Consider the following 16,415-nt stretch of genomic DNA (forward strand, 5'->3'; position numbering starts at 1 on the left):
GCGTTTTCACCGGAGGGGCTGTAACGGTAAACGGCATCTGCATTCTATTATGAAAAAGCCCCGCCATCATAGCGACGGCGGGGCATAAGCAGACAAGCGATATCAGACGTTCAGATAACTGCGCAGCATGGCCTGCAGCAGATCGTCACGATCCACCTTGCGGATCATGGAACGGGCATTCTTATAGGTCGTGATGTAGGTGGGGTCTTCGGACAGGATATAGCCCACCAGCTGATTGACCGGATTATAGCCTTTTTCCTTTAAAGCATCGTACACCTGCTGCACGATCTCATGGATCTCATAGTCCTTTTTGTCGTGGATCGAAAAAATAGCGGTCTCGCCACTCACGGAATACACCCCCTTAGGAAGAACTACATTCATTGTACACGAATTGCGAGGAAACTTCAAGCTAAACAGACCGGATTTGCACAGTTTGCATAAAATTTCCGGTCCTGATTTTGCAGGCTGACGGCCTGCACCGCCGCAAATGCGGCAGAAGGAGGGCCTTTATGCTGTATGGCATCGGCTGCGACCTGTGCGAGATCGCGCATCTGGAAAAAAGCCTTACCGGCGCACACGCTGCAGCCTTTATCCGCCGGGTGTACGGCGAGGCCGAACGCGCTGCGCTGAGCCTTGACGAACCACTGCCCGCCGGGCGCAGCGCCGCCCACCGGCTTGCCAGCGCCGCAGCCAACTTTGCCGCCAAGGAAGCCTTTTTAAAGGCGGCAGGCACCGGCCTGCGGGAGCCGTTCTCTCTGTGTGAGATCGAGGCTGTCCGGCTGGAAAGCGGTGCACCTGCCTATCATTTTTCCGGCCAGACGGCGGAATGGATGCAGGCCCATGGCCTTGCCGCCCGGCTTTCTCTGAGCCACGAGGGCGGCATGGCGCTGGCCTTCTGCACACTGGAAACTCTGTAAGCCTTTGTGCATACAATGGAATATCCCCTGCGCTGCATAACCGGCGCGCAGCCGGCTCATACTGAGATCAGACGAAGATGCGCCGGACGCATCACATAAGCGGGGCGCATCCTCCAAATGCAGGGAGGGAGATTCCATGGAGGTACACAGAGGAGAAGTTTTTTACGCAGATCTTTCGCCGGTGGTGGGGTCGGAGCAGGGCGGCGTGCGCCCGGTACTGATCGTGCAGAACGAGATCGGCAACCGGCACAGCCCTACCGTGATCGCTGCGGCCATTACATCCCGGCTGGACAAAGCCCGCCTGCCCACCCACATCAATATCCGGGCAGCGGATACCGGCCTTGCCAAGGACAGCGTGGTGCTGCTGGAGCAGATCCGCACGCTGGATAAGCACCGCCTGCGGGAGCGGGCCGGGCAGATCACGCCGGAAGATCAGAAACGTGTGGATCAGGCTTTGGATGTAAGCCTGGGGCTTACTTCATATTAAGGGGCTGTTGCAAAACAGCTCTCTGAAAAGATCATGCACAAAACCCGGAACCTATTTTCGGCCAAAACGGCTCAAAAAGGCTCCGGGTTTCTGATTTTACGCTGTTTCTTTGTGCAAGCTGCGATCGTTTTTTCATTTTCCAGCTTAATTTTTTTGAAAAGGCGCGCGAAGGCTGGTTATTCCCGCCAGAAAATGCTATACTTTTCTGCAGAATGGTTGTGCTGTCGTGTGCAGCATATACAGGTTTTATGATGATATCGGAGGGCTGATTATATGATCATCCAGAGCAAAAAAGTATGGATCGCCGACCAGTTCATTTCTGCTGCAGTCGAGCTGGAGCAGGGCAAGATCACCGGCATCTTCCCCTATGGTGAAAAGCAGGCCGATGTGGACTATGGCTCCAAGCGCATCGTGCCCGGTTTTATGGATATCCACTGCCATGGTGCCTACGAGTTCGACACCAACGACGCAAAGCCGGAGGGTCTGCGCTACTGGGCAAAGCATATCGTCTCTGAGGGTGTGACCAGCTTTCTGGCCACTACCGTCACCCAGAGCGTGGAGGTGCTGACCAACGCCGTGGCCAATGTGGCCGACGTGATGGAGGGCAGCTACGAAGGTGCCGAGATCCTTGGCATCCACTTTGAAGGCCCTTACCTCGATATGAAGTACAAGGGCGCACAACCTCCGGAGTACATCGCAAAGCCCAGCGTGGAGCAGTTCAAACACTACCAGCAGGCAGCACGCGGCCACATCCGCTATGTGACCCTTGCACCGGAACACGACGAAGGGTTTGCACTGACCCATTACCTGACCGAGCACGGCGTGGTGGTCAGCATCGGCCATAGTGCCGCCACCTATGAGCAGGCCGTGATGGCCTATGCCAACGGTGCCCGCTCCATGACCCACGTGTACAACGGCATGTCCCCCTTCGCCCACCGCGCCAACGGTCTGGTGGGCGCAGCCTACCGCATCCGCACCATGTACGGCGAGATCATCTGCGACGGCTGCCACTCCACCCCTGCTGCCCTGAACAACTACTTCATGAGCAAAGGCCCGGATTACGCCATCATGATCTCGGATGCACTGATGGCCAAGGGCACCCCCATTGGCAGCGAGTACATCTTTGGCGGCAACCATATCACCATCTACCCGGACGGCAGTGCCCATCTGGACAACGGCACGCTGGCCGGTTCCACTTTGAACATCAACAAGGGCCTGCGCATTCTGGTGGAGGAGGCCATGGTGCCCTTCAACTATGCACTGAACGCCTGCACCATCAACCCGGCACGCTGCCTGCATCTGGATGACCGCAAGGGTTCCATCCAGATTGGCAAGGATGCCGACCTTGTGGTGCTGGACGACAACTACGATGTGCTGCAGACCTACTGCATGGGCAAGGCCCAGCTGTAATTTCTGGCTGACGCGAACAAAGGATGTGTTAAACCCGTTATGATCCAGATCGCCTTCTGCGACGATGACCAAACAGTTCTGGACCAGCTCTCTGCCCTGCTGGAAAAATATCGCGCCCAGCGCTGTGTCCAGATCCAGTGCACAGCCTTTCACAGCCCGCTGGATCTGCTGGCCGAGATCGAAAAGGGCACCCGGTACGATATCCTGTTTCTGGATGTCATCATGCCGGCCGAAAACGGCATTACCGCCGCCAAGGAGATCCGGCAGTACGATAACGTCGTCAAGATCATCTTTCTCACTTCCTCCGCCGAGTTTGCAGTGGAATCCTATGTGGTGGGTGCCTACTTCTACCAGCTCAAGCCCATCTGGGAGGACAGCTTTTTCCGTCTGACGGATTCGGTGATCGCCGAGTGCCGCCGCGCCGACCAGCGCAGCCTGATCCTGCGCTGCAAGACCGGCATCTCCCGCATCGATCTGGACCAGCTGCTCTACTGCGAAGTGCTGGGTCGCACTGCTGGTCATTGCGCTGTTCCCGACAAGCGGCACCGCGCTGCAGGATGCCACCGAGCTGGTCGTCACCCTGCCGCTGCTGCTGGCACTGGTGCACTGGATTGCGCCTTCGGTGCGCGCGCTGTCGCACTCTTCGCTCAAGCTGCAGCTGCAGTTCGGCGTGGACGGCAGCGCAGGTTTTTACCGCATTGAAAAGTCCGGCACCTTGCTCCGCCTGAAGGCAGAATAAAATCACAGTGCGCATTCGTTCCACCCTTAATACGCAAAATACCCCTCGGCTCCCGCAGCAGGAAACCGAGGGGTATTTGTTATGCTTTATTTGTGTTATTTGTGTCGGTTCAAGCCCTTACGCGATCACTTGCGGGGATTCTTGATCGCAGCCTGGGCGGGCGATAAAATTGCAGAGTTCTCCTTTCCAGAAATATCATTTCACTTTTCGTTGCGCCCGTGGTTCTTTTTTGTAAGCCCCGCGTATGCGGGGAAAAGTCGAGAGTGTGCCCGAGGTCTGACCCGGGCACGGAATCACCCCCGCGTATGCGGGGAAAAGAACTCCATGTTGGCATAGGTCTTTGCGGTATTAGGATCACCCCCGCGTATGCGGGGAAAAGTGTGCGGCGGCGGTATCGTGGCCGTTGTAGAAGGGATCACCCCCGCGTATGCGGGGAAAAGTTCTGGGCGCTAGTAAGGGCTGTGATGGCGTTGGGATCACCCCCGCATGTGCGGGGAAAAGTGCATCTCACGGGTGCGGTAGTCGTGGGTGGAGGGATCACCCCCGCGTATGCGGGGAAAAGTGTTACAATGGTGTCGTGAAGATTTTTTCTCGGGGATCACCCCCGCGTATGCGGGGAAAAGCGGCTCATGGTCGTCATGGAGTATGCAGCAGTGGGATCACCCCCGCGTATGCGGGGAAAAGACTAAAAAGATCCCGTAGCACCGTGTCTCCTGTTGCTATTGTACCGCTGTTTCCTTCAGTTTGCAATAAACCTGTTGTATCAGACGGCAGTCCGGCAGGGCGCGATGCTCCACTTTTTCTGCCAGCTGAAAATGCTGTGCCAGCGTCACCAGCTTATAATTTGCGATCCTTGTAAGGTTTCGGCGGGCAAGTTGTGCAAGGTCGATCTGGCGGTTGGTCGGTGCCGGAAAGCCATATCGTTTGCAGGTCATGCGCAGAAACTCCAGATCAAAGGCAATATTATGTCCCAGCAGTGGGGCTTTGCCAATAAACAACAAAAAGCTATTCAGCGCTTCCCGTGGTTCTGTTCCCTGCTGCAATTCCGCAGCGCTGAGTCCTGTCAGGGCTGTGATCTCTGCCGGAACGTTTTCTTCCACGCGGACCAGCATGGACAGATCCCCGCGCAGTTTTGGCGGGCAGTTCGTCATGGTGAGAACTACGATGTTTCATCACCCTCTTCTTCAAAATAATTGATGCCGTTGGCCACAGTGCCCACTTTGTTGTCCCACAGATAAACAGCTTCCGGCTCCTGTTCCCGCTCATCCGCATTCAGGAGCAGATACCGGATATCGTGCACCATGCGCTCCAAAATATGATGCTCTACCATGGCATCCCGCACCCGGCGGCGCACTACGGCCGGCAGGTCGTCCGGAGCCTGTGCCGCCACTTCAAAGGCGATGGGAATGGTCACCTCGGCCTTGTACAGGTCGGCAATATCGTACACAAAGGAGCACTCGTGCCCCACATGAACAAAGCCAAGACCCGGGGCGCAGCCCAATGCCACGATCACCGCGTGCGCCAGACCGTACAAACAGGCGTGCCCGGCAGAAAGCGCCTGATTGACGGCATCTCCCGATGCAAAATCCTCCGGGCGGTACAGTCGGCCGCTCCACGGAACACCGGTATCCTTGGAAGCTTTGCGGTATACCTGCCGCACACGGCTGCCCTCGCGTCCCCGCAGCTGCTGCATCGTCAGCCGGGAGATATCTTCGTCCGGGAAACGGAGCTGATACATCTTGCGTACCACATCCAGGTGCTTGCGGGTGTTGCTGACAAGCTCTGCCTGCCGCAGCAACAGTTGCGAGTGGGTGGTCAGGGGACGGCCATGGGCGTAATACCGCACACCGTGCTCACCTACCCAGACAGCACCCACGCCCGTGTCACCCATAAGTTCCATGGCACGGTGGGTCACCCGTGTACCCGGCCCCAGCAGCAGCACCGAGATGCCCGCCGCCGGGATCTGAACGATCCCTTTTTCGTCTGTAACGGTGATTGCGCCGTCCTGTCGGCCAAGGGTGCAGTGTTCCAGATACAGAAAGGTCATCCGGTCTTTCACCTGCGGCAGCGCCTGCAGGTCCGGCCGGATCATGCCCGGCATCTCGTCCATCTCAGTTTCCTCCGCGCATAACGGTCATCAGTCCAAGGCCATAGGCCTTGCCGCGCCCCATGCCCTGACACAGCAGTGCCCGGAACTGCTCTGCATCGGTCACCTGCAAAATGCCCTCATAGGTCACTGCTAACAGGGTCACCGGCCGGGTGCCGTGCTTTGCAAAGTGCTGCCACTGCACCCGGGTCACGGTAAATTCCTCCTCCCGCAGGGCAAAGCCGTGCTTTGCGGCGCGCTCCAACAGCCACTGCTTCTGGTACTGTGTCGTGCAATGTGCGGCTACAGTTCCCCGCGCTGCGAGGTTTTGGGGGTCTTTGCAGCTTTTGGTGGGGTTTGCGGTCAGCCGAAACTGCCAGCAGCTGCCCGGCTCCACCCGCTGCAAAAGCGGGTCGTAGCTGCGGGTCTCCGCAGCCGCTCCGGTGCCAAACTGCTCCACCACGCCGGACAGCTCTGGCGCATCTTCGCTGAGCAGCAGCAGATACAACCGCTCTCCCAGACGATCCAACCGCCACAGTCTGCGGCGGCGCTCCCCTGCAAAAGCGCTTTCCACTGCGCCATGCAGTTTTTGCGGTGCCGACAGCGCAGCCATGGTGCTGCGGCGGGTGGGATCTAGTTCTACCCGTGATAAATACATTCTCTCGCCCCCTTTTTACAATTCCCGGAACGGGTCGTGCTCCGTAGTCTCCGGGCTGTCCGGCACTTTCTGCCAAAGCTCCCGTACCGAGCGGTAGCCGTACTGCCGATGATGCGGGTCAAAGCTCACCGGCACATCCCGCTGCGGAGCCGTGCCCGGCTCCAGCGGGTCGGCGTCCAACAAGATCCGGCTCTGCCGTCCCGGACACAGGGGCGGTTCCGCTTGCAGCACCTCCTGCAAGCTGCCCGGGCGTACTCCCAGACAGAGCGGCAGGGTAGGCGGGCAGCAGCGGCGGCCGAGATACAGCGGAAACGCCGGGTGTAGCAGCGCCTGCTGCAGCTGCTGCAAAAGGGCGGCATCCTCGCTTTCAATACCGGCCAGAAACACGGCGTCCTGCAAATAATGGCGGTAGGTCACATAAGAGGTCTTTTCATCCTGCGTCTTTGCCGTGTGGTAGTCCACCAGCAGCTGCCCTTCCCGCTCCACGCGGACGCCGAACCGCAGCCCGGTCAATCGGAGCAGTGCTTCGCGCTCGTCCCGCCGCAGCCCCAGAGCTGCCGCCAAAAGGCCGATCACGCCGCTCTTGGTGGGTTCACGGCCCGTCTTGCGGGTCTCAAATTTGGAGTCCGCGCCCCACGCCTGTAAAGGCGCTGCCAGCCGAAGCAACAGCGTTGCCATTACCCCACCTCATTTCCGGCAAGTGCATCCCGGACAGCCTTTTCCAGTGCGTCCAGCATCGCCTTTGCCGTCTGCGCCGGAGCCAGTTCCTCCAGCCCGCTGCCCACGGTAAAGCTTTGCGCCGGGGCCTCGGCAAAGCTGCTGTACATCTGCTGCGCATACTGTGCCAGTGCCGCCTTGGAAGGCGCGGCATACCCCTGCGCACTGCGGGGCACGGCCCGCTCGAATGCGCCGCACAGGTTCACCGGCTGATCCTCCCGCAGGGTCACATATACCGCATCCGGCAGAGTGCGGTTTGCAAAGGTGTTCTGCTTGCCGGTGGGCATGGAGAAGAGGAACGCCTCACCAAAGGCCCGCACCGTTTCCGCGGTCTGCGCTGCACCCAGCTGCCCGGCCAGCTCCATCACGTTCACTGTGGCATAGCGGTACAGGGTGGAGGAGTTGTACTCCACCGTGCCCAGATGGCCTGCACCGGCGTTGTCCTCTGCTTGACAGTCATCCACGGCGGTAAAGTAATCGTACTCGTTCTGCACAGCATGAGTGGAGATGCTGTGCGCCACCTGCGCAGCGGCGTCATAGTTCAGAGAAGGCTCATCTGCCACCATGCGGCCAAACAGCGCCATGTCCATCGAGGGCGCTGCTTTCAGGGCATCCCGATACTGCTTTTTATCCGCAGAGCCCTCCACAGCCAGCTCTGCCAACGCCTTTGCCTGCGCAGTGCTCATGAAGAACAGTGCCTTGGTGCCCTTATCGTCGCTCTTGATGCCCGCATTCTCCAGCGCTTTTTTTGCCAGCTTGTCCGCATCCAGTTCCGGGGCCAGTGCAAGGATCTGCGCCTTCACCAGTTCTGCGGCCTTTTTAGTGCGCTTGCCCACGTCCAGTTGAGCATTCTCCGCAAAGGCTGCGCGCATGGCATGCTTCCATGCCTGTGAGGATACCCGGGCACGGGTCACACCGCCATACACGGCTGTTTTGGGGCTGCCGGTATCATCCCGGTTGATGCAGCTGGGCGGGACGGTCTGCAAAATGTGGAAATCAACATACAGGCGCTTATTCATGATCAATTCTCCTTTTCTTTCTCATCCGGTGCAGGCTTCGGGTCGCGGTACAGGTCCTGTCCCCACCGTAGACGAACATTGGCGGGGGTCTGCGCATATCGCGGGTCGGCGCATTGCAATTCATACAAGTCTGCCGCAAGCTGCGGATAGTCCAGCGGGATGCCGCCATCCTTTGCCGCGCTCAGCAGCTGGATCATGCCCCGCAGATGGTGGCTGATCTCGGTAATTTCTTCTGCGGTGGCCAGCGCGTTGAACCGCCGGAGCACACTGGCCTCGGTCCAGTCCTGTCCGGCACTGTTCCGCTCTGCCAGCTGCCGCACCGCACGCCCCAGCGTGTTGCCGGGGCAGTTCATGGGGCGGTCGTTCCCCTGCTGATGCATAGCATACAGGGTCAGGGCGAGGTAGACCGCCCACTCTGCCGCCGAGGGAGCACTGCGGCCCTGAAAGCTTTCCGGCATTCCCAGCAAAAAACTTCCCCACAGTTCCGGCAGCTCGCCGGGTGCGTGGCCGATGCCCCGACGCAGCTTTGCCAGCTCTGCCCGCCGCTGGTTGTCCGGCAGAGCCTGAAGCCTGTGCAGCCGCTGCGCCGCATATAGTTTGACGTCCTGTGTTTTCATACAATTCCCCCTTTATGGTTCTGTTTTGGGATAGATCTCCCAAAGCCTTGTGCGGAAACGATTATAGGCCTTTGGCGAGGTATACAGGATGGTGCGCTCGGTCTTTTTATCCTTATCCACCACAATGCGGTGTCCCTTCAGGGCGGCATTTCCGGCCTCCATCACCATCTGTTTTCCCAGCTTTTCCGCGATGTTTCGCGCCTGCGCCTGCCAGCGCAGCGCTGCCTCATCCGGGTCGTCCTGCTCCGGGTCGATCGCCTGCAGCCACTGCCGAAAAGGCTGATCCACTGCAAAGTAGAATTGTGCACGAACCGCGCCGCCTGCATTTTCATTCCGGTCACCGGCGGCAATTGCCAGTTCCTGCGCAAAATGTCCGACCAGCGCCGCTGTCTGTTCACAGCGCTCGATTTCTCTGACGATCCGACTCTGCCATGGACGCCCTATCTCATCCAGAATCCCTGCCTGAAAGGTCAGGCTGTCGCTGAAAGAATCATTTACAAAGAAGTCCTTATCGCCATATTGGACACCGGAGATGCGGAAATGTACCTTTCTGCGGGGATCCAGAAGTTTCAATCTCTTTTCCTGCAACTTTTCGATCCAGCATACAACGCCCGGGCGATGCCCGCTGTCCTGACAAAAGACAGCCGGGAACTCCCGCCAGAATTGTTTAGCCGGGTCATGACGACAGGGCACAAACACCACCGGTTCATTTTTCTTGATTGGCATCGTGCGCCAGATGGTCATCTGTTCGGCAAAGACGTTTTCTCTGGGGAAGAAATCTCCTCCCAGCAGACAGAATCCATCCACATTCTCCCCTGTCCTGTGCAGCAACAGCCTTCTGGATTGCAGGGTGAGCAGCTGTGCCGGGTTGTCCGGGCAGCAAATTTCTGTCCGTTCCGCGCTCTTTGGTGCTTCCAATTCCCAACAGGGCTTGCTTTCGCCCCAGCATTCCCGGCTGTCGCGCAGCAGCGTCAGGTTCAGCATCAGGGTCTCGTACAGATTATCGCCCTGTGCCTGAATGAAACCGATTTTGCCCAGCCACCCGGCTCCTACTGACGGAAGTCCCTTTCCTTTTGGCTTCGCGGAGGTGTCATCATAGCCGTTCACGCACAGCAGCCACCGCGCCGCCTGCGGATAGCTCAGCTGCTCCTTGCTCTGCCCCGCATACAGTGGAAAGAGCCGGAGTTTATTGCTGCTTTCCGACATTTCACCGTTGAGTTTGGCCGCGCCGTATTCCGTGCCGATCTTTGCCTGCGGCACCTGCCAGAAGGGGTGTGTCGGGTGGAACAGCCAGAAGCGGTCCTTCCACTGCTCCAGGTAGTCCCGGACAGGCTCTGCCGGGAAATGCCCAAGCTGCCACAGCTCGCTCCAGCGCTCCAGTGCATCATCGCTCTGTGCCAGCGGTTGGGGTTTTCCCTTTGCATCCACCCGGGAGAACACGGTGAACAGCACCGCCAGCAACAGCCGCAGCACGGCGGCATCCTGCGTGGGCATTTCGCCTGCCAGATCCACATAATCCTGCGCATGGAGCAGTGCGTCCGTCAAAGAAACTTCCTGCACCGTATTATCTGGCCGACGAACCCGGACCCACGGCTCCGTCAACAGGTTAAATTCGATCTCCTTCATCCGTTTCCTCCTTTTGGTAGGTCAGGCCGTTTTCACGGTCATAACAAAGCTCCATGCCCGCAAGATGGGCGGTCAGGTTTTCGTCCAGTAGCAACACCAGCTCTCCGTGCAGCAGCGGAGACAGCTGCCACGCCGCAAGTCCGCTGCGGTTGTCCGCTTCCAACTCCCGGATGACCCTATCCACCTTCCACGCTTTGCCGAACACCGCCGGGAGCCGCAGCTTCTGCCGGGCAATCTTCAGTGCCGTTTCCGGCGGGGGCGGGCTGTCAGCAGCTACGGCGCTGCCACCCTCCTGCCACGGCAGAAAGTGGATGCTGCCGTCTGCCCGACACTGCATTACAAGCACCTCTACCGAGGGGTCGCCGTCCCGCACTGCTGCCCGCGCCGCCGGGTCGGAGCGGGCACCCTCGTTCTGCATCCAGTCGTCCAGCGTATTCAACTGCGCCAGCCGGTGCGTTTCCGGCTGCGGCACAAGGTACGCCTCGGCGCGCGCTTTCTTTTTCTCCTGCGTCTGCTCATATACGCAGCGCATTTCCTCCCCCTGCGCTCCACCGGGAGCTTCCCGCTCCCAGCCGTAGACCTGCTGCACCAGCGGAGAGATTTCCTCCGGCAGCCGGATGCTCCGGGGCAGAAACTTCCGGGTGCGCCAGAGCAACCACTGTCCATATACCGCCTCGCTGCCCGCATCAAAGGCATCTTCCCCGGTGTCCAGCACCGCGCAGCAGGCCTGCTGCAATGGGGCGGGGCGGCTGCGGCGGTGACGGTGCAACCGTCCGATGCGCTGCAACAGCAGATCCATGGGGCAAAGCTCTGTAACAAGAACGTCCAGATCAATGTCCAGCGACTGCTCCATCACCTGCGTGCCCACCACGATCAGGTCGTTCCGGCGCTCCGGTTCAGAGCCCTTGCCAATGCGTGCCATCAGCTGGTTTTCCCGCGCTGCGCGGTCCGGCATCAGGAACTGCGCATGGAACAGCTGCACCTCTTTGTCCGGCAGGCTTTCCCGCAGCAGCTGCGCGATCTTCTGCGCTTTTTTGACCGTGTTGACGATCACTCCCGCGCAGCCGCCCTCTGCCAGCTTCCGGCGCAGCAGCGCGGGCAACTCCGGCTCTGTGAGCGTGGTCAGCTGCACCGTTTTACCGGGTGCGTCTGGTGGGATGGCCGTCTGCTTTACCTCTGCGCCGTCCGTCCATGTCAGCAGCGGATAGCCGCAGCTGGTTTTCCATGGGACGTCCGGGACAGCCTTTTTCTGCTGGTAAGCCTCGACCAGTTCCGCGCGCCGCCGGGCAGGCAGGGTGGCTGACAGCAGGATGACCGGCGCCTTGTACCAGCCCAGCCATTCCAGTGCACGGTCCAGATAGCAGTTCATGTAGGTATCATAGGCGTGGCACTCGTCAATAATGACCACCTTGCCCGCAAGCCCCAGATGCCGCAGCATAACGTGCTTCTGGGCAAGTGCCGCCAGCAGCAACTGATCCACTGTGCCAATCACAAAGTTTGCCAGCAGTGCCTGCTTGTTTCCCCGAAACCACTGGTGTACCTGCACCTGATGCGCTTCCTGCGCGTCCTCCTCCAACTGCCCCCCGCGCCCCTGCAGCCGCAGATAGCACTCGTTCAGTTCTGCCATGCCGTGTGCCAGCTTTATAGCCTGCGGCAGCGTCTCCTCAGACTGTGTGTCTGCCCAGCCAAGCAGCCGGGGAAAGATGCCGTTTGCCGTGGCCTGTGTGGGCAGCCCGAAAAAGACACCACCCAGCCCGAACCGGCTGGCCATGACCTCCGCAGCGGCCAGCGCCGCCTCGGTTTTACCCACGCCCATCTGTGCTTCCAAAATCAGGATGCCCGGTTCCGCTGCGGTATCCACAGCCTCCAGAACAGCCCTCTGCACCGCATTGGGCGCAAAGCCGAACCGCACCGCAAACTCCTGCGGGTCTGCGATGCCCGGCTGTGCCTCCCACGGGAAGGGCAGCGCCAGCTTTTCCCAAGCCCTGTCCACCCGCGCCGGGTAATCCTCCATGCTGCCCAACTCCTCTACCGGGATCAGGGGAAAGTATTCCGTATTGCTGGCGATCCAGTCTGCCATGATCAGAAGTCCGGTCAGAAGCACTTCCTCCTGCGGATTCAGATCATCCAACTCCGCTGTGTCGTCAAAGCCACAGTCCTGCAAAACAGTCATAAGCAGTTCTGTCCAGAAGTCCTCCCAGACCTTTTTCTGTCCCTTGGGGTAGTAGTTGCTCTCCCAACCCTCTAACTGATCATCGACCGCCGCGCAGCTCTGTGGCTTGCCGTGGTGCGCCCCCACAATGGAGGCGATCCCGCCGGGGCAGTCATCCCACAGCAGGACTGCCTCGCCCGCCCGGGCATGCGGCGACTCCCGGCGGTTCTGTTCAGGACAGTCCAGCGGCGTCAACGTTTCCAGCCGCTGCCGCGCCTCCGGCAGGGTGCGCAGGATATTTGCCTGAAAGGCTACCGTAGCCTTGCCTATATCATGGATTCCACCCAAAAACCGGGCATGCGCGAGCAACGCTTCCTCGCGCTCAAAGCCCATGGCCCGTTTTACGCTTTCGGGGAGCCACTGCCGGACTAGCCGCTCCATGATGCCCGCCGTATCCCACAGATGCATCCAGAGCGGCAGCCACAGGCTGGTATTTTCCGGGTCCGTTTTACCGGCCAAAAACCTTGTTTTATTCAACGTCCTTCGCATTTTTGCTCCTTTTCCGGTGTGTGCCTTCCATGTACCGAGCATAACAGATAATGTGTACTATAATCCGTACTTTTTGTATTTTATCTCCGCAAATGAAAAAAGCGGCACACCGGGTCGTGCCTCATCAAAACGAAAGTGTCCTCGCAAGGTAAAGAAACCTGCTATTTATAGCCCGGTTCCGTTTTCTGTTTCAGAAATACGCTTCTGCCCTTCTGCTGTCAATGACTCTGCGCCAATTCATCAAAGCTACAAAAAAAAACGATTTCTTTTTTGTATAAAAAGCCGCCCCGGCTTCCATTGCGGAAACCGGGGCGGTTTGTTATGCTTTATTCGTGCTTTCTCAAGCGCTCACGCAATCACTTGCGGGGGTTCTTGATAGCAGCCTGAGCGGCAGCCAGACGTGCGATAGGCACACGGAAGGGAGAGCAGCTGACGTAGTCCAGACCGACATTGTGGCAGAACTCCACGCTCGTGGGGTCGCCGCCGTGCTCGCCGCAGATGCCCAGACCCAGATCAGGACGGGTCTCGCGGCCGTCGTGTGCAGCCATCTTGACCAGCTTGCCAACGCCGATCTGATCCAGATGCTGGAACGGATCGCTCTCGTAGATCTTGTTCTCGTAGTATGCGCCCAGGAACTTGGCGGCATCATCACGGCTGAAGCCGAAGGTCATCTGGGTCAGGTCGTTGGTGCCGAAGCTGAAGAACTCGGCTTCCTTGGCGATCTCGCCGGCAGTCAGGGCTGCGCGGGGGATCTCGATCATGGTACCGACCTGATACTTCATATCAACGCCTGCAGCAGCAATCAGTTCGTCTGCGACCTTGACCACAACGTCCTTGACGAACTTCAGCTCCTTGACCTCGCCAACCAGCGGGATCATGATGTGCGGGGTGATCACATGGCCGGTCTCAGCAGAGACGTTCAGAGCAGCCTTGATCACGGCGCGGGTCTGCATGGCTGCGATCTCAGGGTAGGTAACAGCCAGACGGCAGCCACGGTGGCCCATCATGGGGTTGAACTCGTGCAGAGAAGTAACCACGTTCTTCAGGTCATCAAAGGTCATGCCCATATCGGCAGCCAGCTCCTTGATGTCCTCGTCCTTGGTGGGCAGGAACTCGTGCAGAGGCGGATCCAGATAACGAATGGTCATCGGGCGCTCACCCATGATGCGGTACATGGCCTCGAAGTCACCCTGCTGGAACGGCTCGACCTTGGCCAGAGCAGCTTCGCGCTCTTCCACGGTACGTGCGCAGATCATCTCACGGACAGCCTTGATGCGATCCTCTGCGAAGAACATGTGCTCGGTACGGCACAGGCCGATGCCCTCAGCACCCAGATCCACTGCCTGCTGTGCGTCGCGCGGGTTATCAGCGTTGGTCATGACCAGCAGCTGACGAGCAGCGTCTGCCCAGCCCATGAAGCGGTTGAAGTTCTTATTGCCGGTAGCGGCCACGGTAGCGACCTGCTCGCCGTAGATGTTGCCGGTAGAGCCGTCGATGGAGATCCAGTCGCCCTCGGCGAACTTGTGGCCATTGATCTCGAAGGTCTTTGCTTCCTCGTCGATCTTGACCTCGTTGTCGTTGCCGCAGCCGGAGACACAGCAGGTGCCCATACCACGGGCAACAACAGCTGCGTGGCTGGTCATGCCGCCGCGGACGGTCAGGATGCCCTGAGAAACCTGCATGCCCACGATATCCTCGGGAGAAGTCTCCAGACGAACCAGAACGACCTTCTTCATCTTGCCGGACTTGACCATCTCCTCTGCCTCTTCAGCAGTAAAGACGATCTGGCCGCAGGCAGAACCGGGAGAAGCTGCCAGACCCTTGCCGACGACCTCGGCGGCCTTCAGGGCAGCGGCATCGAACTGGGGATGCAGCAGGGTATCCAGCTGCTTGGGCTCCACGCGCAGGACAGCTTCCTGCTCGGTGATCATGCCCTCGTCCACCAGATCACATGCGATCTGCAGAGCAGCCTGAGCGGTACGCTTGCCGTTACGGGTCTGCAGCATGTACAGGTGGCCGTCCTCGATGGTGAACTCCATATCCTGCATATCGCGGAAGTAGTTCTCCAGACGGGTTGCGATCTCAACGAACTGATCGTACACCTCAGGCATCTGATCCTTCAGGTGGCTGATGGGAGAAGGAGTGCGCACGCCGGCCACAACGTCCTCGCCCTGTGCATTGATCAGGTACTCGCCCATCAGCTTCTTAGCGCCGGTGGCGGGGTCACGGGTGAATGCAACGCCGGTACCGGAGCGGTCGCCAGAGTTGCCGAATGCCATCTGCTGAACGTTGACTGCGGTGCCCCACTCGTAGGGGATCTCGTTCATCTTACGATAGACATTTGCACGGGGGTTGTCCCAGCTGCGGAAGACGGCCTTGACAGCCTCGATCAGCTGATCGCGGGGATCCTGCGGGAAGGGACGGCCTTCGTTCTCCTCGTAGATCTTCTTGAAGGTGCCGACCAGTTCCTTCAGGTCATCGGCAGTCAGGTCAACGTCGTTCTTGACGCCCTTGGCTTCCTTCATCTTGTCGATCTCGACCTCGAACAGGCTCTTCGGGACCATCATAACGACGTCCGCGAACATCTGCACAAAGCGGCGGTAGCAGTCGTATGCAAAACGGGCGTTGCCGGTCTTCTTTGCCAGACCTTCAACAGCCTCGTCGTTCAGGCCCAGGTTCAGGATGGTGTCCATCATGCCGGGCATGGACTGACGTGCGCCGGAACGGACGGAGACCAGCAGGGGGTTCTGGTTATCGCCGAACTTCTTGCCGGTGATCTCTTCCAGACCCTTGAGGTGCTCAAAGATATCAGCAGTGATCTCGTCATTGATCTGACGGCCGTCTGCATAATACTGGGTGCAGGCGTCGGTGGTGATGGTGAAACCCTGCGGCACCGGCATACCGGCTGCGGTCATTTCTGCCAGACCAGCACCCTTGCCGCCCAGAGTATTCTTCATGGTGACTTTGTCGCCGCCGAAAGCATCATTGCCTTCGCTGAAGTAGTACAGATACTTTTTGCTCATGCGTTGTTTACCTCCCATTCGTGACCGCAGCACAGCTGCACCGCAGTCTCATCGTTTGCCTTGTCTTAAAAACTCGACCGATGAACATTGTTTGTGAATGCTAAACTATTATACCAGAAAATCCATTCCTTTCCACCATGCAAAATCCCGAATTTGTCTGTTATTTTTTATGCAAATCCCTTGAAATTTGCCAAGTTTTAAGGTAGTATAAAATGGGAGAAAGTTCGAGAGGTTTTTTGTTTTCTGACGTGGATTATCTGCCTGTTGGATACAACTTTCTATCCCTGTAATTTCAGCTTTTCTTTTTTGTCGGCGCAAAGCTTCTGTTGTATCCATCTTTGGATATGGATGCATCATTTTTCCGGGTCAGGCCTTATCATCCACCCGCCGGGAGCCGCCGTGCCGGAAGGGAGAT

Annotated in this window: 14 protein-coding genes and 1 CRISPR repeat array; of the genes, 4 read left to right on the top strand and 10 right to left on the bottom strand. The window is 58.7% G+C overall.

The features are described from left to right. Positions 1–102: 102 nt before the first annotated feature. A complete protein-coding gene (locus J3348_RS05485; protein WP_097774456.1) occupies positions 103–348 on the bottom strand; it encodes an IreB family regulatory phosphoprotein in 246 nt (81 codons plus the stop codon). 161 nt (positions 349–509) lie between these two features. Between J3348_RS05485 and J3348_RS05490 the strand changes: the two genes are divergently transcribed. From J3348_RS05490 to J3348_RS05505, 4 genes are all read left to right on the top strand, one after another. Further along, positions 510–917 carry a 4'-phosphopantetheinyl transferase superfamily protein gene (locus J3348_RS05490; protein ID WP_005942611.1) on the top strand — a complete coding sequence of 136 codons (408 nt, stop codon included), beginning with the start codon at positions 510–512 and terminating at the stop codon, positions 915–917. Positions 918–1,053: 136 nt separating this feature from the next. Then, positions 1,054–1,404 (top strand): type II toxin-antitoxin system PemK/MazF family toxin, encoded by a 351-nt coding sequence (locus tag J3348_RS05495; protein WP_005942608.1) that lies wholly within the window; start codon positions 1,054–1,056, stop codon positions 1,402–1,404. Between the two features lie 273 nt (positions 1,405–1,677). After that, entirely contained in the window at positions 1,678–2,814 is a 1,137-nt protein-coding gene (nagA, locus tag J3348_RS05500; RefSeq protein WP_097777211.1) for an N-acetylglucosamine-6-phosphate deacetylase, read from the top strand. Between the two features lie 39 nt (positions 2,815–2,853). Then, positions 2,854–3,516: a response regulator gene (locus J3348_RS05505; RefSeq protein ID WP_207698518.1), complete on the top strand. Its 663-nt coding sequence runs from the start codon at positions 2,854–2,856 to the stop codon at positions 3,514–3,516. 268 nt (positions 3,517–3,784) lie between these two features. Continuing rightward, positions 3,785–4,237: direct repeats of the CRISPR family, unit length 26 nt; unit sequence ATCACCCCCGCGTATGCGGGGAAAAG. Between the two features lie 35 nt (positions 4,238–4,272). On the opposite strand, the gene J3348_RS05510 is transcribed toward J3348_RS05505, so the two are convergent. The 9 genes from J3348_RS05510 to ppdK form a co-directional block, all read right to left on the bottom strand. Beyond that, the gene (locus tag J3348_RS05510; RefSeq protein WP_207698519.1) at positions 4,273–4,665 is read right to left on the bottom strand and encodes a 3'-5' exonuclease; all 393 of its coding nucleotides are present in this window, start codon (positions 4,663–4,665) and stop codon (positions 4,273–4,275) included. A 47-nt stretch (positions 4,666–4,712) separates the two neighbouring features. Beyond that, the gene (gene cas1e / locus J3348_RS05515) at positions 4,713–5,663 is read right to left on the bottom strand and encodes a type I-E CRISPR-associated endonuclease Cas1e (RefSeq protein ID WP_005942585.1); all 951 of its coding nucleotides are present in this window, start codon (positions 5,661–5,663) and stop codon (positions 4,713–4,715) included. A gap of 1 nt (position 5,664) precedes the next feature. Beyond that, complete coding sequence (gene cas6e / locus J3348_RS05520) at positions 5,665–6,297, bottom strand: type I-E CRISPR-associated protein Cas6/Cse3/CasE (RefSeq protein ID WP_207698520.1); 633 nt, start codon at positions 6,295–6,297, stop codon at positions 5,665–5,667. A gap of 15 nt (positions 6,298–6,312) precedes the next feature. Further along, positions 6,313–6,975, bottom strand: coding sequence for a type I-E CRISPR-associated protein Cas5/CasD (gene cas5e / locus J3348_RS05525; protein ID WP_207698521.1), 663 nt, complete (start codon positions 6,973–6,975; stop codon positions 6,313–6,315). Continuing rightward, complete coding sequence (gene cas7e, locus J3348_RS05530; RefSeq protein ID WP_120079858.1) at positions 6,975–8,033, bottom strand: type I-E CRISPR-associated protein Cas7/Cse4/CasC; 1,059 nt, start codon at positions 8,031–8,033, stop codon at positions 6,975–6,977. Before cas7e ends, cas5e begins: the two co-directional genes overlap by 1 nt. A gap of 2 nt (positions 8,034–8,035) precedes the next feature. After that, a complete protein-coding gene (casB, locus tag J3348_RS05535) occupies positions 8,036–8,650 on the bottom strand; it encodes a type I-E CRISPR-associated protein Cse2/CasB (protein ID WP_207698522.1) in 615 nt (204 codons plus the stop codon). Between the two features lie 12 nt (positions 8,651–8,662). After that, entirely contained in the window at positions 8,663–10,276 is a 1,614-nt protein-coding gene (casA, locus tag J3348_RS05540; protein ID WP_207698523.1) for a type I-E CRISPR-associated protein Cse1/CasA, read from the bottom strand. Then, on the bottom strand, positions 10,257–12,977 hold the full coding sequence (gene cas3 / locus J3348_RS05545; protein ID WP_242702884.1) for a CRISPR-associated helicase Cas3': 2,721 nt from the start codon (positions 12,975–12,977) through the stop codon (positions 10,257–10,259). Before cas3 ends, casA begins: the two co-directional genes overlap by 20 nt. A gap of 356 nt (positions 12,978–13,333) precedes the next feature. Further along, a complete protein-coding gene (ppdK, locus tag J3348_RS05550; RefSeq protein WP_097774429.1) occupies positions 13,334–16,000 on the bottom strand; it encodes a pyruvate, phosphate dikinase in 2,667 nt (888 codons plus the stop codon). Positions 16,001–16,415: the final 415 nt, after the last annotated feature.

Source organism: Faecalibacterium sp. Marseille-Q4896 (genome assembly GCF_017377615.1).
Taxonomy (GTDB): domain Bacteria; phylum Bacillota; class Clostridia; order Oscillospirales; family Ruminococcaceae; genus Faecalibacterium; species Faecalibacterium taiwanense.